This window comes from Salegentibacter profundi (genome assembly GCF_054121475.1).
Window position 1 is genome coordinate 193,630 of record NZ_JBSYGG010000002.1, and the last position, 18,330, is coordinate 211,959.

Sequence of the window (18,330 nt, forward strand, 5' to 3'; positions counted from 1 at the left end):
AAAACTTTCATGATGAAAAATTTCTTTTACATCTTGTTTTTAGGATTAATGATCTATAGTTGCGGTAGCCAGAACCGCAGCCTTAGATCGGACAAAATAGCAAATGCAGAAAACGATACCGTCCGCATCGCTAATGATAGCCTGGAGTATGAGATTATCATTATAGAACCTGGGTTTGATCTTTTCATCAACAGTATAGCCAGACCCGAAGGTTATTATTCCCAGAATTACCTGGAAAACAAAAACAGATTCCTGGTTCAGGAATATAATCAGAGGGTTAGAAGCCCCCAGCGATATAACCCTAACCTGTATGTTCAGGAAATCAATTACGACAGTAGTATTGATTACGGTTATGAGGTAAATTACCTCTTATACAATTATTTTGTGTATTTCAGTAGGCAGTATAATCAACGCTTTTCGGTCCCCACACGCATTTAATTTTTGTTGAGTTCATAAGTAATAATGCTTTTAATATATTTGCCACATGAATAAATTAAAAAAGCGTTGGGGAATTAATTCCAATTGGCAGATTCTCATCATCTTTTTGGTCTTTGCCATTACAGGGTCCAGTGCAGCAAAACTGGCCGGTCCTGTCACCGATTTTATTGGTTTATCTTCTGAATCTACCCCCTGGATTATTTATTGGGGTGCCAGAATATTGCTTATATTTCCAATTTACCAGGTTCTACTGGTTAGTTTTGGATGGCTTTTTGGCCAATTCGAGTTTTTCTGGGCCTTTGAAAAGAAAATGCTTAGCCGGATGGGACTGGCAAAAATTTTTCATAATTAATTTGAAATATTTTAAACATATACTATCCATCCTAGCCGTGGTTTTCCTGCTGGCGCCTACGGCTATAAATTTTGCTCATATTTTCAGTGGACATGGCCATGAGGTGTGTGAACATTATGCCGAAGAGCATTTTCATACCAAGAACCTGGATTGTGAATTACACCAGTTTCAAAAGAATCCTGCGCTAGGTATTTCGGTCTTTGAATTCACCCCTGAAATAGCTATAGCTAAGAAAGAACAAACACCTGATTATTACCAGTTTTTAAGTGATTATCAAAAACTTCCCTTTGAGTTAAGAGGCCCTCCCCTCTGCTGATGTCTTAATAAAAAAGTTATCAGAATCATTTAAAAAATACCCATGAAAATCAAAATCTTATTTTTGCTGTTTTTGGCAGTGAATTCATTTATATATGCGCAAAACAATTTACAGGGCACGGTAACCGATATTGTCAACGGAGAACCCGTAATTGGAGCGACTGTTTATCTTCCAGGCCTTGAAAAAGGTGAATTGACCGATTTAGATGGAAAGTTTATGTTTAAAAACCTTCCCACAGGTCGTCATAAAATCGTTATTTCCTCTGTCGGATTTAGTACTTTTTCCGGGGAAATCAGCATCCCTTCCTCAGAAAGTTTCGATCTGAGTCTTAATCCTACAGCAATTGAAATGGAGGAAGTTATTATTTCTACCCCCTTCCATCAACTACAAAGCGATAATGTGATGCTGGTGGCACGTGAGAATGTTTCAACATTGACAAGAAAAGGAGCTATTACTCTTGCCGATGGCATCTCGCAGATCGAAGGAGTAGAAAGTCTCACCACAGGTTTAGGGATAGGAAAACCTGTTATCAGGGGCATGAGCTCCAACAGGGTTTTAGTCTATACCCAGGGTGTTCGGCTGGAAAATCAGCAATACGGGGATGAACACGGCCTTGGGATTAGTTCGAAAGGAATTGAGAGTGTCGAAGTAATAAAGGGACCTGCTTCTCTACTCTACGGAAGCGATGCAATCGGTGGAGTGCTCTATCTCAACCCTGAACGTTTTGCCGCTGAAAATAACACCAAAGCTGAGGTAGAGGCAAATTATTTTGGCAACACCAGAGGATATCAGGCAAGCGCCATGGCTGCCACCTCAGGAGAGAAATTAAAGTTCCTTGCGCGAGCTAGCTACGGAGCCCATAGCGACTATGAAACTGGCCAAGGGGAAAGGGTCACCAATACCCGCTTCAATGAAAAGGATTTTAAAACAGGTTTCGGTTACCAGGATCAAAAATACAAAGGGGATTTACGCTATAATTACAATCGCTCTAATATTGGAATACCTGAGGAGATGGGAATCCAAAGTACAGAAAAAGAACCTTTGTTGCCTTTTCAGGAGATCGATAACCACATCGTAAGCCTGGATAATAAGTTCTATTTCCGAAATTCCAGCCTTGATTTTAAAGTGGGGTATCAGTTTAATAACAGGCGCGAGTTTGAGGACGAGCACGCTCATGAAGAAGAGGAAGAAGATCATCAGGAAAAGGAAGAGAATCATCTGGACGAGGAAGAAGACCACCAGGATGAGCACCCAGCCCTGGAAATGCACCTGGAAACCCTTAACTATAATTTAAAATATAATTTCCCAAGATTTGGCAAATGGGAAACAATTGCAGGAATTCAGGGAATGTACCAGACCAATTCAAATTTAGGTGAAGAGATCCTTATTCCTGATGCGATCACCACGGATTTTGGAATTTTCGCCACCTCCCATCTTCATTTTGAAAAGTGGGATTTTCAAGGAGGATTACGCTATGATTTCCGTAATCTGGAAAGCTCAGCCTATGGCCAGGATGGGTTTATCCCTGCCCTGGATCGTAATTTCAATAGTGTAAATGGGGCCTTGGGTGCCAAATATGAGTTTTCCCAAAGCATTAACGCCAGATTAAATCTGGCCAGTGGCTTTAGAGCTCCTAATCTTGCAGAACTGACTTCTGAAGGTGCCCACCATGGTGCAAACCGGTATGAAGTTGGTGATGCCAGCCTGGATAATGAGCAAAATTTCCAGATTGATCTATCAGTGGAACTTAGCAATGAACATTTTGAGACATATGTCAATTTGTTTCATAACACTATTGAGGATTATATCTATCTGAACCCGACAGGTGAAGTGATCGACAATGACCTGGTATTTCAATACACACAAAATAATGCCAGGTTATATGGTACGGAAATCGGAGCCCATATCCATCCTCACCCCTTAGACTGGTTACATTGGGAAACCGGATTTGAAATGGTACACGGAGAACTCGAAGATGGTCAAAATCTGCCTTTAATACCTGCAAACTCACTCACTAACACCTTTAGGATTGAACTTGAAGGAGAAATTGTAAAGAGAAAATATGCATTTTTAAGGTTAAAGAATGTTTTCGACCAGAACCGGATCAGTACTTTCGAGACACCTACCGGCGGCTATAGCCTGCTCGGTGCCGGTTTTGGCGGAACTTTTGACCTCAATGGTTCAGACCTTCAGTTTACCATTGCCGCAAATAATCTTTTGGACAAAAATTATATTTCGCATTTATCGCGCTTAAAACCAGATCAAATAGCTAACATCGGAAGAAATATTTCTGTTTCCCTGAACTGGTTTTTATAACCCAGATAGGCTAAAATAAACAAGCAGTCGGAAATTCCGACTGCTTGTTTATATAATTAAAAGGTATAGCCTTAAGACCTTACTTTAATAGGACGTAATTCTCCTGGTTTATCCTTATTCCATACATAAGTATATAACCACATGAGGGTAAAGGTTGGAATAATATCCGTTCCAGGTAATATCTCCTCGAGGAATAAAACCGCTGAGGCCAGTTTCCCTTTCTTTCCCGGATACATTTTTTGAAGGCTTTTTGCTGCATATGGCGCCCATAAAATATCCAAAAAAGGTCCTACCACAGGAATAGCCATAGTAGTCATACCTACAATGTCGTAAGCAAGGCCTTTTATCAGTAATTTATTTTTCAATTTTTCCATTTATAAGATTTTTATAAGTAAAGCAAATAAGGTGCCATTCTTAGGGCGGACAGCATATTGATCCCTAATTCGCATTTTCCAGCTTATCGGCAAAGGATTTTTTCAATTTTTCAATTTTTGGGTCAATAATATACTGGCAATATGGCTGCTGTCGATGTTGGTTGTAATAATCTTTATGTTCCTTTTCCGCCATGTAGAAATTGGATGCAGGGGTTATCTCTGTTACGATTTTATCCTGAAAGACTTTCTGCTTTTCCAGTTCATCAATAACTTCCAGGGTTGTATTTTTCTGTTGCTCGGAATGATAAAAAACAGCACTACGATATTGAGTTCCAACATCATTTTGTTGCCGGTTTAATGTAGTAGGATCATGGGTGCCAAAGAAAATCAATAACAATTCCCTGAAACTTATTTTTTCGGGATCATAACTTATCTGAATGGCTTCAGCATGACCAGTCCGACCAGTGATAATTTCCCGATAAGCCGGATTCTTAATAGTTCCTCCGGTAAAGCCGGGAATTACACTTTTCACTCCTTTTATCCGTTGAAAAACTGCTTCTGTGCACCAAAAGCAACCACCGGCCAAAGTGGCGATTTCTATATTTTTCTGTACCATATGTCATAAATATAAATAATGCGGAGAAAACAGGCTTTATAAACCCGGAATTTAACTGGAATTAACGAGAATTTGGCTAATTTTGTAGAGGCTTTCTTTTAAGTGATAAGCATACTTATACTCATTGGTCTTATAATAAACAAGCATTGATGTCCAGTCGTTTCTTTCTATTATTTTTCATCCTTATACATTATAATTTTTACACCCAGTCGGTAAATGTTAAATTAGAAGACCGAAAAACCTATCCAATTACCAAAATAGGTAATCCCCCAAAAATAGATGGGAATCTTGATGATGAGGCCTACCAAGGGCTGCCGATAGCTACAGATTTTCTCATGTTCGAACCCGGTGATGGACATCCCATTCCCGAGGCTTATGCTACTGATGTAAAAGTAGCTTACAATGATGAGGCAATCTACATAGCTGCCTACATGCGCTCTGGGGAACCCCAGGAGACGGTTATACAATTCACCCAGCGTGACAATGCCGGACTATCAGAATTTTTCCTTGTAGATATAAATCCCTATGATGATGGGGAAAATCAAACGCGATTCATCGTCACCACATCCGGGGCCATCATTGATGGAAAGGCCAATGGCAATAATGAAGACTACACCTTCAATACCGTATGGGAAGCAGAAGTAAATCACGATGATACGGGTTGGTATGCGGAGATCAAAATCCCCTACTCGGCCCTGAGGTTTCCTAAAAAGGATGTTCAATCCTGGGCTATTCAATTCACCAGGAAAATTACCCATCGCAACGAAACCTATAGCTGGAATTATATTGATAAATCAGTAGGAAAAATCAGTCAATACACCGGTTTACTGACTGGAATTAAGAACATCGATCCTCCTATTCGACTTAGCCTATACCCCTATACTTCAGGCGAGATCCATCACTATGATGATCGCACTACCACCGCATTTAGTGCCGGAATGGATATAAAATACGGAATAAATGATGCCTTTACCCTGGATGCCACTCTTGTTCCGGATTTCGGGCAGGCAGCCTTTGATGATGTAGAATTAAACCTTACTCCCTTTGAGCAACAATTTGGAGAAAACCGGGCCTTCTTTACAGAGGGCACCGAACTTTTTACCAAAGGTGACCTATTCTATTCACGAAGAGTGGGCGACGCCCCTACCGGGTACAGGACTGTTTCGGCATCCCTTAAAGCTAATGAAGTCATCGATGAAAACCCCGAACGCACCGATCTTTTAAATGCGTTCAAAATATCGGGCCGCACAGAAAATAACCTGGGAATTGGTTTCTTTAATGCTATTACTAATGAAATGAAGGCCACCATTAGGGATACCATTACCGGAGATACCCGTACCAGGCTCACCGAGCCATTTGCAAATTACAACATCCTTGTCCTGGACCAGCAATTCAACGGAAATTCCTCCATCAGCCTGATTAATACCAACCTTACCCGTGAAGGGCATTACAGGGACGGAAATGTAACCGGATTCCTATTTGACATTTTCAACAAAGCCAATTCCTATAATTTTGAAGGTGAAGCAAAAATGAGCCAGGTCAATACCAATACTAATACCCTTGCTGGTTTTGCTTCTGAATTTTCGGTTAACCGAACCAAGGGTAATTTTCGCTATGGTATTCGCCATAAGTTTGCCAATCAAAGCTATGATATTAATGATCTGGGCATAAATTTTATCAATAATTACAATAATTTTTACTGGAGCACCTCTTACCAAATCTTTGAACCTACCGAACGATTTAACCGGTACAGGATTGGAGTCTACGGGAATCATCAACGCAGGTACCGGCCGGATATGGCTGTGAATACTGGGGTTGGAGGAAGCTTTTTCGCGATGACCCCTGAACGCTTTGCCTTTGGAGGGAATTTGGATGTGAATTCAAAATTTCGCGATTTCTTTGAAGCTCGTAGAGAAGGTAAATATATTACCTATAATCAGAGTGCCTACGCCCAGGCATGGGTATCCTCCGATTACAGAAAGGCATTTGCTTATGATATTCGACTCGGATATAACCACTACTTTGAAGCCCCGCAAAAAAGCTATAGCCTCCGGTTAAGTCCAAGGATGAGGTTTTCAGATAAGTTTGATATTGTATATTCTTTGAATTATTCCCTGGAGCAAAACAGGCAAAGTTTTGTAAATTTTGTGGAAAGCGATATCATCTTTGGAAAAAGGGATATGGAAAGCATTGAAAATTCGCTTAAGGCCAGTTATAATTTTAATACCAAACAAGCCCTGAATTTAAGTTTCAGGAATTTCTGGTCAACCGCCCATTTCACTAAAGATGCCTATTCGATTCTGCTAGATAATGGCGCGTTAAAATCAACTTCTTACCGGGTTGATTCACAGGATGACCCAAACCGAAATTTTAATATCTGGAATCTTGACCTGAGTTATAGCTGGCAATTTGCTCCGGGAAGCCAGGCAATCCTTCTTTATAGAAATTCCATATTTAATCAAGATAATCTAAGCCTTTTAAATTATCGCTACTCTCTGGAAAACCTGTTCAGCCAACCTATCAAACAGGTTTTAAGCCTTCGGGTTGTTTACTTTATCGATTATAATAACCTTTATAACATCTTTGAGAGTTAAACTTGGGGGTTCTGCCTAATTTGGGTAATTTTCCAGTTTTAATAGTCCATAAAAATATGATACTCGCCAAAAACATTCATAAATATTACGGGGATCTCCACGTTTTAAAAGGAGTTAATTTACATATAAAACGCAGTGAAATCGTATCGATAGTAGGAGCCTCCGGGGCAGGAAAGACAACGCTGCTCCAAATTTTGGGCACCCTGGATAATCCAGAAAGAAAACAGGCTTCAGAGTTAAAAATAAATGGCACTGATATATACGGACTTTCCTCAAGGGAACTTTCAAGATTCAGAAATAAACATATCGGATTCATCTTTCAGTTTCATCAATTGCTTCCGGAATTCACCGCCCTGGAAAATATATGTATTCCCGCTTTTATTCAGAATAAATCAAAAGCAGAAGCTGAAAAAAGAGCACATGAACTCCTGGGATTCCTGGGCCTGGAAAACCGGGCTGAGCATAAACCTTCAGAATTAAGTGGCGGGGAACAACAGCGCATCGCTGTGGCCAGGGCCCTGGTTAATAATCCGGCTATTATCTTTGCCGATGAACCTTCCGGAAATCTAGATAGTGAATCCGCAGAAAATCTGCATAAATTATTTTTCAGGTTAAGAGACGAATTTCAACAAACCTTTGTTATTGTAACCCATAATGAAGAACTGGCCGATATGGCCGACCGTAAACTCACCATGGTGGACGGAGAAATCATCTAAATTAAAGCTCCTGGATTTTGAATAAAAACGAGTTAAAAAATTTTCTGGACTTTAAGGTAGACCAATATAATACCTTGGAATTTATTGAAACTGATCCCATTCAAATTCCCCACGGTTTTTCCAAGAAGGAAGACATTGAAATCGCTGGTTTTCTCACGGCAACCATTGCCTGGGGTAATAGAAAAAGCATTCTTAAAAATGCTGAGAGATTGATGGAATTTCTCGAGCGGTCACCTTATGATTTTGTAATAAACCACTCCCCTTCCGACCTGGTTACTTTGGAAAACTTTGTCCATAGAACCTTTCAGGGAATCGATCTTCAATATTTTATAAAAGCCCTTAGGCATATTTATTTAAATCATGGAGGCATTGAAAACATCTTTAGCACTTATGCGGAAGAAAAATCACTACAACGAGCCATACATCACTTTAAGCTCATTTTCTTTGAACTTCCTCACGCCTTTCGAACTGAAAAACACGTTAGCGATCCACAAAAGAATTCGGCAGCAAAACGCATCAATATGTTTTTAAGGTGGATGGTCAGAAAAGATTCTTCCGGTGTTGATTTTGGGATCTGGGATAGCCTAAAGCCTTGTCAGTTAAGTTGCCCTCTAGATGTTCATTCTGGTAATGTAGCACGAAAACTGGCACTTCTAAAACGGAAATCCAACGATGCTAAAGCCCTAAAGGAACTAGATATTTCTTTGCGAGAAATGGATTCGCTAGATCCTGTCAAATATGATTTCGCTTTGTTTGGAATTGGCGCCAATGAAAAGCTTTAAAGTGCTCTTTTTCCGTAGTAACAGAAGTATGTTTTTTATAGCAGGCTATAATTTCCTACCAGTTAAAAATCAGAAGTTGCCTGAGTAGGGAATATTCCAGTTATAAACGGAAATTAAGGACAATTTTTCTTTAAGTAAATAAAAGTCAATCTTCAAAAATTAGGTTGAAATTATTTAATTATATTTTAACATATGTCAAAATTTTTTGTTAATTTAGGTTAATTATTGACTATGATTAAGACAGGGATAAATCAGATGATCAAACCAGCGGTACCGCGAAATGAGCTAGAAAGATTAGCTTCTCTGAAAGAGGCTGGAATCTTTAATACCCCGCCTGAAGCTGAATTTGATAACATCACCAAGCTCGCAAGTTTCATCTGTAAAACCCCCGTTTCTTTAATTTCACTGGTTGGTGAACATGAACAATATTTTAAATCCCGATACGGAACTGAAGTTTGTGGCTCAAAAAGGGAGGTATCTTATTGTGCTCACGCCATTCTCCATCCAAAGAAATTAATGATCGTCAATGATACCCGTTTGGATGAGCGTTTTAAAGATAACCCCTTCACTTTAGATGCAGAGAACCCTGTTCATTTTTACGCTGGTATGCCTCTTTTAGATCATGATGGTTTAGCTCTTGGAACGCTATGCGTACTGGATAATAAACCCAATAAGCTCGATAAGGAACAGAAGATAGCCTTAAAGGCCTTGGCCAAACACGTGGAAGTATTGCTTGAACTTAGAAGAAAGAATAAGCACCTTGAACAAATCAAAAAAGAATTAAAGGACCATAATACCGTCTTAAAAGATTTTGCCGGAGTGGTCTCTCATGATATGAAAATGCCCCTATCCAATATGATCATTACTGCAGATATTTTAAAGGCAAAATACGGGGACCAACTTGGAGTTGAGGGGCTTAATTACCTTTCGAATTTAAAGAATGCCGGATTAAACTTAAGCGATTACATCAATAGTTTATTAAATCATTATGAAAGCAATGATAGTGCAGACCTGAAAAAGCAGCAATTCGATCTACATCATTTGCTAGAGGAAATCATTGACCTTTTTAACATCACAGATAATGTAGATATCAACCTGCCCGAGGAAAACATAATCATCCAAACAAACCGGGCTGCCCTTGAACAAATTTTTCTGAACTTAATTAGTAATAGTCTGAAATACAATAAAAATGAAAAAATCATCATCGATATTGATTTCAGACAAACTCCGGATTTCTACTACTTCAGTATCTGCGATAACGGGATTGGGATTCCGCAAGAAAAACAAGAGGATATTTTTGAGATTTTTACTACTTTATCAGTTACCGACAGGAAAGGTAATAAAGGGAATGGTATAGGGCTTTCTACAGTAAAAAGACTGGTGAAAAACCTTGGAGGAAATATCAAGGTAAATTCTAAACCAGGCCAGGGTACCCAATTCACCTTTTCATTAAATCGCAATTTCTAAATAGGAAGCCACAAAGTTTTAAGTTGCATTTATTTTAATATATTGTAGGAATTCATCCAGGTGTATGCAACAAAAATCACTTACAGTAAATGAAAAATTACGACGTGCCGCTTTGGCACAATATGCCATTTTCAAATCAGGGCATGACATTGATTTTGAACAATTAGCTTTCCTGGCCGCGGAAATATGCCAGGTACCCGTGGTTAAAATAAACATTATTGGCAAGGAAGAGGTATGGAGTAAAGCGAGTTATGGCGGCGAACCTTCTTCGATCCCCCGTCGAAACTCCTTTTCAGAACTCAGTATTCATACTGGAAAAAAAATTCTTATCCTCCAAAAAGCAACACAGCCTGAAATATTCGAAAAAGCTAAAGATCTGTATGATCGGGATTACCAGTTTTTTGCCGGAGTCCCCCTGGTCAATTCCCAGGGACACACTATTGCGGTTTTTGCGGTCTACGATACTACCCCCAGAAACCTCACGCCGAATCAGCTTAAATCCCTGGAAGCTTTAGCGAATCAATGCATGAAACTTTTTGAGGCCAGAAAACAAAGCTACAAATTACATCATGTACAACGCTCCTTAAAACAAAAGTACCGGGAACTTGAAAAATTTGCCAGTCTGGTTTCCCATGATATTAAATCACCCCTGGCCAATATCATCTCCCTGACTGAACTTCTCAAAGATGAAAATGAGGAAAAACTTGACGAACAAACCAAAGAATACCTGAATTTTTTAGTCGAATCCTCTTATTCCCTTCGGAATTATGTTGATGGGATTCTGAATTTTTACCGTAGTGATCATATTCTTGAAAAGGATTACGAGAATGTGGATATCCCCGACCTCTTAAAAGGAGTGGCAGATCTCTATAATATTCCAGAGGATATTGAAATTAATTACCCATCGGAAGGGAAACTTCGGAATATCAATAAGGTAGCACTTACCCAGGTATTTATGAACCTGTTGAGCAATTCCTTAAAGTATAATAACAAAAAGCATCGAAAAGTAGATATTAGGTTTAAAGAAAGCAGTAGTTATTACCATTTCGAGGTGGAGGATAATGGCAATGGAATACCACCTGAAAAGGTTGAAAAAGCCTTTGAACTCTTTGCAACCTTGGATGTAAATGATCGCTATGGAAATCCTGGAAGTGGGATTGGCCTGGCTACGGTCAAGAAACATATAGAAAATATGCACGGTCAGATAGAGGTACATTCCACTCCTGGAAAAGGGACTAATTTTAAATTCAGGATTAAGAGGCTTTAGCCATACATTTCCTATATTTGAAAAACATTAAGCCAGCATGCATTTTAAACAACCGGAAGTCCTTTTCGCTCTTGTATTTCTGCTAATTCCGCTGCTTGTTCATCTTTTTCAACTTCGAAAATATCAAAAGGAAGATTTCACTAATGTAAAGTTCTTAAAAAGGATTTCCCGGGAAACCCGTAAGAGCTCCAGAATAAAAAAATGGTTGGTGCTGTTTACCAGGCTAATGGCTCTGGGAAGTATCATCATCGCCTTTGCCCTACCATATCTGCCGGCTCAACAGCAACAAAGGGCCAATTCAGAGAAATTGATTTACCTGGACAATTCTTTAAGTATGCAGGCAAGCGGTAAGTCCGGGGAACTTTTAAATACGGCTATACAGGATCTTTTAAAGAATATTCCCCAGGAAGGACGATTTCATCTTATCAGCAATGACCAGGAGTTTAAAGACCTGGATGCCAGAACCTTAAAAGACAGGCTTACACAGGTCGAATTTTCAGCAAACTCCCTTGATTTTCAGGATATTGAATTAAGGGCCTCTCAAATTGCACCAGCCCATAGCCCAATTGAGATTATTATGCTTTCGGATTTTAAGCATCCTATGGATTTTCCTGGAAATTATGATGGAAAAGCAAAGGTTCACCCTGTTCCATTGAGACCTGTAAAGCAAATCAATTTTAGCCTGGATAGTCTTTATACAGAAGAACGTGACCCGGAGGTTTTAGAGCTTCATTTTATTGTGGGGAGCAATCAGGAAAATTCAGATCCAATTACTATAAGCGTGTTTAACGCTGAGGAGTTACTGGCCAGAAAAACCTTGAGTTTTAACAAAAACAGACAACTGGAAGGGAGTTTTCAGTTAAACACCGAAAAATACCCCGCCGGCAGGCTGGAAATAGAGGATAACGCCTTACAATATGATAACCGATTATTCTTTAGTATTAACCCACCTGAAAAGATCAAGGGGGCAGTAATTTCTAAAGATTTAAGCCGTGCTGATTTTTTAAACCGCATCTTTACAGAAGAAGAATTTGAATTCCATAATTTCACTCCGCAAAGCATTGATTACAACTTACTTTCAAGTTCCTCTTTTGTCATTCTTAATGAATTGGAAGAATTGCCATCTTCTTTGAGAGTTTCTCTGGAGCGAATGCATAAGGAAAATAAAACCATAGTCATTATTCCTTCAGGAGAAAATTCCGCCCTTAATTCCTTTCTTGAAAGTATGGAGGTTCCAGGCTTTGGAAACCTCATTTCCCAGGAAATGTTAGTTACGGATATCGTTTTTGAACATCCGCTTTTAAAAAGCGTCTTTGAAGAAGAAGTTCGAAATTTTGATTACCCTAAAGTGAATCAGTATTACGGGCTCGTGGGAAAAAATCAAGTGCTGGCTTTTCAAAATAAGGCTGCTTTTTTAAGCCAGCAGGAAAATATTTACCTGTTTGCCGCTCCGCTAAACAAAGAAAATTCCAATTTTAAAAATGCTCCACTGGTGGTCCCTGTATTTTATAACCTTGGTCTGACGGCCCGTTCCCTTCCTCAGTTATATTACCAGGTGAATAGTTTTAATCAAATAGAGGTACCCATAGAGAGCATTGGTGACCAGGTAGTCAGCATGGTCTCTGAAAACGAAAATTTTATTCCAGCTCAGCAAGCTTTTGCGGGAAAAGTTCGGTTAAGCACAGAGAACCTTCCCCGTATGGCTGGAAATTTCAGCTTGAACTATATGGGGAAGAAAGTGGGCAATATCAGTTATAATTACTCCCGAGAAGAAAGTTCAGGACAATACCAACAGGATTTCAACAATATAGAAACAGTATACTCTTCCGTATCTGAATATTTTAACCATCTACAAGGCGCTACACAAAGCAAGGCACTTTGGAAATGGTTTGTTATTTTAGCACTGATTTTTTTAACTGCAGAAATGCTCCTTTTAAAATACCTCAAATGAAACTACTCATTAAATCGGCCACCATCATAGATCCTCAGTCCGATTTTCATAAGAAAACCGTTGACATTTTAATAGAAAATGGAATCATAAAAAAGATTGCGCCTGAATTACAAATAAAGTCTGGCAAGAATATCTCCTTTAAAGATCTGCATGTTTCCAGGGGCTGGTTCGACTCGAGCGTGAGTTTTGGGGAACCGGGATTTGAAGAGCGGGAAAGTATAAGCAATGGTTTAGATACCGCTGCAAAAAGCGGCTTTACCACTATAGCATTAAATCCTTATACCGATCCGGTTTTGGATAACAACCCTGCAATCACTTCGATAAGTTCCAAAGCCTCCAGGCATCCGGTAAGCTTACTTCCAGTGGGGGCATTAACTGTAAAAAGCCAAGGCGTCGATCTGGCTGAGCTCTTCGATATGCAACAGGCAGGCGCTGTTTCCTTTGGAGACTACAAAAGATCCATAGGAAATCCCAACTTGCTGAAACTCGCCCTCCAATATGCTCAGAATTTTGATGCTTTAGTTCAATCTTTCCCTCAGGAAAACCGGATTGCTGGTAACGGACTGGTTAATGAGCATCACCAAAGTACCATGCTGGGATTAAAAGGAATTCCTAACCTGGCCGAAGAGTTGCAAATCACCAGGGATCTCTACCTCTTAGAATACACCGGCGGTAAACTGCATATTCCGACCATTTCTACAGAAAAATCGGTAAAATTGATAAAAGAAGCCAAAAAGAAAGGATTAGACGTGACCTGTAGTGTAGCCATTCATAACCTTACCTTTACTGACACCCTCCTAAATGAATTCAATACCAACGCTAAAGTATTGCCTCCACTGCGCACACAAACGGATGTAAAAGCCCTTATAAAAGGTCTCAAAGATGGAACAATTGATATGGTTACCAGCGACCACACCCCCATTGATACTGAAAATAAAAAAGTGGAATTTGACAACGCACTTTACGGAAGTATTGGTCTGGAATCTGCTTTTGGGGCTCTCAACACCATCTTTTCTCCAGAAGAAAGTGTGGAATTTCTTACCAGGGGAAAAGAAAGATTCAAAACTGAAAATTATAAGATCGCAGAAGCCAACCCCGCCAACCTTACTTTATTTGAGGTAAAAAAAGAAGCTGTTTTCACAAAGGAAGATATATTCTCCACTTCAAAAAACAGTATTTTTCTTAATCATAAGCTCAAAGGGCGCCCATTAGGAATAGTCACCGAAAAGGGAAACATTACCCTCTAAAGAAACTTAGTTTTTATACCTTTGTAAAAATAAATAATTCCAAAGATGAAAACCCTTGTTGAAGAAGGTAAAACCGCAGCGATTGTAGCCTATTTAACCATTATAGGTACCATCATAGCTTACTTTATGAATTCGGATAGCAAGAATACCTTTGCCGCTTTTCATATTCGCCAGGCCCTGGGAATTCATATCACTTTTTATGTACTGGGCGTGCTTGTGGGCCTCTTCGATAGCTGGCTGGTTTCTGCTGCCTTTTACATATTTATCGCGGTTTTAGGAATTTATGGTCTTGTAACGGCCATCCAGGGGGAAGAGAAAGAAGTTCCCATCCTTGGACTTTATTATCAAAAATGGTTTAGTACAATTAATTAATGCAAACATCACTTTCCCTACATCACCTGGTTCGCCAACCAAATACTGAGACTGAAAACCCGCCTTTACTTATCATGCTGCATGGTTATGGCAGTGATGAAAAAGATCTATTTTCTTTTGCTCAGGAATTACCAGGGGATTTTCTCATCCTCTCGGTAAGAGCCCCTTATCCAATGCAACCTTACGGTAATGCCTGGTATGCCATTCATTGGGATCAAACCGATGGGAAGTTCAGCGACGATGAGCAGGCGGTTGAATCGAGAGACAGAATTGCTAATTTTATAGATGAGGCAATAGAAGAATATAGTGTAGATAAAAACAATGTTAGTCTTCTCGGGTTTAGCCAGGGCAGTATCCTGAGTTATGCGGTTGCCCTCTCCTACCCAGAAAAAGTTAAAAACATAATCGCCCTTAGCGGCTATATAAATCAGGGGATTTTAAAAAGCGGTTACGAAAAAAATGATTTTTCTGATTTGGATTTTTATACCTCGCACGGGTCCGAGGACCAGGTTATTCCTGTTCAGTGGGCGCGTCAAAATAAACCTTTTCTTGACAAGCTGGGAATAAAGAATCAGTATTCAGAATTTCCTGTTGGCCACGGGGTGGCTCCTCAGAATTTTTTCGAATTTAAATCCTGGTTGGAAAAAAGGATTTAATTTAAAGGATAGAGAAAAGATTTTTCCCGGGTTAAATTGACCTTGCCTTCTTCGTCCACATCATAACTAAAGAAAACCTCACCCCAATATGTACCATCGGTAAAATCTGCAATGATCCATTTGTGGTTCAGTACATTGATTTTATTGAACCGCATTGGCCCTTCCATTCCCTCATAAGGCACCAGCTTATTATCATCTACGGAATGGTTCCCACCAATTAATCTGTCTTCAATTTTTGCGATGACATCCTCTGAATTAACTCCCATATTGTCAAAATAGGTAATGGCATCCTCATTTTCTTTTAGAGAAAAATACCGGAGTTTATCATTTTCAGCTCTTAGCAGATCGTTTTCCGTTTCCAGTTCTTCGATAATCAGCTCTCGCTTAGCACGGTCTTGCTCAAGGGAGTCCAGAATTCTTTTATCGTTTACATAGATAAATATGGTGAAGAGTACACTGAAAATAAACAGGTACAATAATATTTTATTGCGCATTTTAAATGGTGATTTTTAGGTTGTCATAAGCCAGAAAAACATTTTCCGGTAGTTCCGCCTGCACCTGGTCATGAAACCCAAGCATATGGCTTATATGGGTGAGATAGGCGCGTTCGGGTTTTAATTTATCAATAAATTCCAGGGCTTCCTTAAGGTTTAAATGAGAATGGTGGGGTTCAATCCTTAGGGCATTAATCACAAGTACTTTTAGGTCCCTTAGTTTATCTACCTCCTCTTCTTCAATAGTTTTAAGATCGGTAAGATAAGCGAAATCTTTCATCCTGTATCCGAAAACCTGTAACCTATTATGAAGGAAGTCTACAGGAATGATTTCAAGGTCTTTAAAATAAAAAGGCTTGTTTATGATCTCGTTCTCAATAACTCCGGGCGCACCCGGATATTTATTTTCGGTCTCAAAAATATATTCAAAACGCTTTCTCATGCTTTTAAGCACCCTTTTATGGGCAAAAACCGGTATATCTCCCTGCCGAAAGAAAAAAGGCCGAATATCATCGAGACCAGCCGTATGATCGTTGTGTTCGTGAGTGTAGAGAATCGCATCGATTCTTTGAACTTCATTGGTGAGCATCTGCATTCGGAAATCGGGGCCACAATCGATTAAAAAGTTATAGCCCTCCCATTCTACCAATACCGAAACCCTAAGGCGTTTGTCCTTTGGATTTTTACTCAAGCAAACCGGGTGATTACTCCCTATAATGGGAATCCCCTGAGATGTTCCTGTGCCTAAAAATGTAACTTCCAAGAAAGATGATTTTGGTCACAAAAGTAAATATAATTTTTTGTTTACTTTAACGATTTAGTACCTTTGATAGGACAAAAAAACAGGAATTTTAAAAGAAGAATTATGCCAATAACCATAATGGGCGACAAGGAATTTGAAAACGTTCCTTCGATTAAAAGCAAGGCCCTTCGCATTAATTTAAATGAGAATATTTACGGAACATTCTCAGAGATTGGTGCAGGACAGGAAACTGTCAGAAACTTTTTTCGTGCCGGAGGTGCTTCCGGTACCATCGCCAAGGCGATGAGTGCATACGATAAAGACTTTAGTGATTCTATATACGGGATTGAAGAAGACAGGCGTTATGTGACAGAAGCCAGACTCAAGAAAATGTTGTCTCACGAAATTAACCTCATAGAGGATCGTATCTCCCGTGAAAAACACCCGAATAAACTTTTCTTTAGCTATGCAAATACGGTAGCCACTATAGATTTCGCGAAAAAATACAAGGGTCACGGCTGGGTTGGTATTAAATATCAGGTGAAACCCGATGAGGATTATAACGAAATCAGCTTACATATCAGGTTCCATGAAAATGACGCACGGCACCAACAAAACACCCTGGGAATCCTTGGAGTAAATCTCATTTATGGTGCCTATTACAAATACGATAACCCTAAGAAACTCCTGCGTTATCTTTATGACCATATCGATAAAGATCAGATAGAGATAGACACTATTAATTTCAGCGGCCCCCGTTTTAAAAATGTAGATAACCGTTTGATGAGTCTACAGTTGGTTAAAAATGGAATGACCGAAGCAGTGATGTTCGCTCCTGATGGCAATAATGTGCTTCCAGCTGCCGTACTTTATAAAAAGAATATTTTGGCCTTGCGCGGAAGTTTTCGTCCGGTGACCAAGGTCAATATGGATATGTATGAAAAATCCCTGGAACTTTTCCTAAAGGAGAATAAGGTGGAAAAAGAAAATACGGAAGTGATTTTCGAAATCACCCTCTCCAACCTGCGAGCCGAAGGAGAGATCGATGAAAGAGATTTTATGGATCGGGCCAAATTGCTTTGCTCTTTAGGACAAACTGTAATGATCTCCAACTTCCAGGAATATTATCGTGTCGTGGAGTATTTCTCGAGGTATTCAAAACAGCGTATGGGGCTGACAATGGGGGTAAATAACCTTGTAGACGTATTCGATGAAAAATATTACCGTCATCTTAGCGGAGGAATTCTTGAGGCTTTTGGAAAGCTTTTTTTCAAGGATCTCAAAGTTTACCTTTATCCCTTTAAAGATGCCGAAACCGGTGAGATCACAACCAGTGACAACCTAAAAGTACATCCCCGGATGAAAGAGCTTTATAAATTCTTTAAATACAATGGTCGTGTAGAGGACATTGAAAACTACAACCCTGACATCCTGGGAATATTCTCCAGAGAAGTGTTGCAAATGATCAGTGAAGGAAAAGAAGGTTGGGAAAAAATGTTACCTGAAAAGACCGCAAGTATGATTAAAGAGCAAAATCTATTTCATTATAAGGAAAGTAAGGAAAAGGCTGAAACACAGGCTTAACTTATAAGAATATCCATGCAAAAGGCTGTCTTTAATTCTTCTTAAA

General features: G+C 39.4%; 18 protein-coding genes. 14 read left to right on the forward strand and 4 right to left on the reverse strand.

Annotated elements, in window-relative coordinates; all coding sequences use genetic code 11:
- The first annotated feature begins 12 nt into the window (after window positions 1–12).
- The 4 genes from ACW6NC_RS03680 to ACW6NC_RS03695 are packed head-to-tail and all read left to right on the forward strand — an operon-like array spanning window position 13 to window position 3,422.
- Window positions 13–438, forward strand: a complete 426-nt coding sequence (locus ACW6NC_RS03680) for a DUF6146 family protein (RefSeq protein ID WP_457864077.1) — start codon at window positions 13–15, stop codon at window positions 436–438.
- A 46-nt stretch (window positions 439–484) separates the two neighbouring features.
- Window positions 485–790: a DUF6787 family protein gene (locus tag ACW6NC_RS03685; RefSeq protein ID WP_457863838.1), complete on the forward strand. Its 306-nt coding sequence runs from the start codon at window positions 485–487 to the stop codon at window positions 788–790.
- Window position 791: 1 nt separating this feature from the next.
- The gene (locus ACW6NC_RS03690) at window positions 792–1,106 is read left to right on the forward strand and encodes a hypothetical protein (RefSeq protein WP_457863839.1); all 315 of its coding nucleotides are present in this window, start codon (window positions 792–794) and stop codon (window positions 1,104–1,106) included.
- Window positions 1,107–1,148: 42 nt separating this feature from the next.
- The gene (locus tag ACW6NC_RS03695; protein ID WP_457863840.1) at window positions 1,149–3,422 is read left to right on the forward strand and encodes a TonB-dependent receptor; all 2,274 of its coding nucleotides are present in this window, start codon (window positions 1,149–1,151) and stop codon (window positions 3,420–3,422) included.
- 71 nt (window positions 3,423–3,493) lie between these two features.
- Here the strand turns inward: ACW6NC_RS03695 and ACW6NC_RS03700 are convergent, their stop codons facing one another.
- Both ACW6NC_RS03700 and msrA read right to left on the reverse strand, forming a co-directional pair.
- Entirely contained in the window at window positions 3,494–3,796 is a 303-nt protein-coding gene (locus ACW6NC_RS03700; protein WP_457863841.1) for a hypothetical protein, read from the reverse strand.
- 64 nt (window positions 3,797–3,860) lie between these two features.
- Window positions 3,861–4,412: a peptide-methionine (S)-S-oxide reductase MsrA gene (gene msrA, locus ACW6NC_RS03705; protein ID WP_457863842.1), complete on the reverse strand. Its 552-nt coding sequence runs from the start codon at window positions 4,410–4,412 to the stop codon at window positions 3,861–3,863.
- Between the two features lie 149 nt (window positions 4,413–4,561).
- Here msrA and ACW6NC_RS03710 point away from each other — a divergent pair, with 149 nt between their 5' ends.
- From ACW6NC_RS03710 to ACW6NC_RS03750, 9 genes are all read left to right on the forward strand, one after another.
- A complete protein-coding gene (locus ACW6NC_RS03710) occupies window positions 4,562–7,006 on the forward strand; it encodes a DUF5916 domain-containing protein (RefSeq protein WP_457863843.1) in 2,445 nt (814 codons plus the stop codon).
- A gap of 56 nt (window positions 7,007–7,062) precedes the next feature.
- Window positions 7,063–7,722, forward strand: coding sequence for an ABC transporter ATP-binding protein (locus ACW6NC_RS03715; protein WP_457863844.1), 660 nt, complete (start codon window positions 7,063–7,065; stop codon window positions 7,720–7,722).
- 17 nt (window positions 7,723–7,739) lie between these two features.
- Window positions 7,740–8,504 (forward strand): TIGR02757 family protein, encoded by a 765-nt coding sequence (locus ACW6NC_RS03720; protein ID WP_457863845.1) that lies wholly within the window; start codon window positions 7,740–7,742, stop codon window positions 8,502–8,504.
- Between the two features lie 231 nt (window positions 8,505–8,735).
- Window positions 8,736–9,971 (forward strand): GAF domain-containing sensor histidine kinase, encoded by a 1,236-nt coding sequence (locus ACW6NC_RS03725; protein ID WP_457863846.1) that lies wholly within the window; start codon window positions 8,736–8,738, stop codon window positions 9,969–9,971.
- Between the two features lie 64 nt (window positions 9,972–10,035).
- Complete coding sequence (locus ACW6NC_RS03730) at window positions 10,036–11,238, forward strand: GAF domain-containing sensor histidine kinase (RefSeq protein WP_457863847.1); 1,203 nt, start codon at window positions 10,036–10,038, stop codon at window positions 11,236–11,238.
- Window positions 11,239–11,275: 37 nt separating this feature from the next.
- Complete coding sequence (locus tag ACW6NC_RS03735; RefSeq protein ID WP_457863848.1) at window positions 11,276–13,189, forward strand: BatA domain-containing protein; 1,914 nt, start codon at window positions 11,276–11,278, stop codon at window positions 13,187–13,189.
- On the forward strand, window positions 13,186–14,436 hold the full coding sequence (locus tag ACW6NC_RS03740) for a dihydroorotase (protein WP_457863849.1): 1,251 nt from the start codon (window positions 13,186–13,188) through the stop codon (window positions 14,434–14,436). The genes ACW6NC_RS03735 and ACW6NC_RS03740 overlap by 4 nt, the downstream gene beginning before the upstream one ends.
- A 45-nt stretch (window positions 14,437–14,481) precedes the next feature.
- Entirely contained in the window at window positions 14,482–14,808 is a 327-nt protein-coding gene (locus ACW6NC_RS03745) for a DUF4870 domain-containing protein (protein ID WP_457863850.1), read from the forward strand.
- On the forward strand, window positions 14,808–15,464 hold the full coding sequence (locus ACW6NC_RS03750) for an alpha/beta hydrolase (protein ID WP_457863851.1): 657 nt from the start codon (window positions 14,808–14,810) through the stop codon (window positions 15,462–15,464). The genes ACW6NC_RS03745 and ACW6NC_RS03750 overlap by 1 nt, the downstream gene beginning before the upstream one ends.
- On the opposite strand, the gene ACW6NC_RS03755 is transcribed toward ACW6NC_RS03750, so the two are convergent.
- Both ACW6NC_RS03755 and ACW6NC_RS03760 read right to left on the reverse strand, forming a co-directional pair.
- Complete coding sequence (locus tag ACW6NC_RS03755) at window positions 15,461–15,958, reverse strand: hypothetical protein (protein ID WP_457863852.1); 498 nt, start codon at window positions 15,956–15,958, stop codon at window positions 15,461–15,463. The two genes, ACW6NC_RS03750 and ACW6NC_RS03755, sit on opposite strands and share 4 nt — an antisense overlap.
- 1 nt (window position 15,959) lies before the next feature.
- The gene (locus ACW6NC_RS03760) at window positions 15,960–16,721 is read right to left on the reverse strand and encodes an MBL fold metallo-hydrolase (protein ID WP_457863853.1); all 762 of its coding nucleotides are present in this window, start codon (window positions 16,719–16,721) and stop codon (window positions 15,960–15,962) included.
- Window positions 16,722–16,823: 102 nt separating this feature from the next.
- Here ACW6NC_RS03760 and ACW6NC_RS03765 point away from each other — a divergent pair, with 102 nt between their 5' ends.
- Window positions 16,824–18,284 carry a TonB-dependent receptor gene (locus ACW6NC_RS03765; RefSeq protein WP_457863854.1) on the forward strand — a complete coding sequence of 487 codons (1,461 nt, stop codon included), beginning with the start codon at window positions 16,824–16,826 and terminating at the stop codon, window positions 18,282–18,284.
- Window positions 18,285–18,330 lie beyond the last annotated feature (46 nt).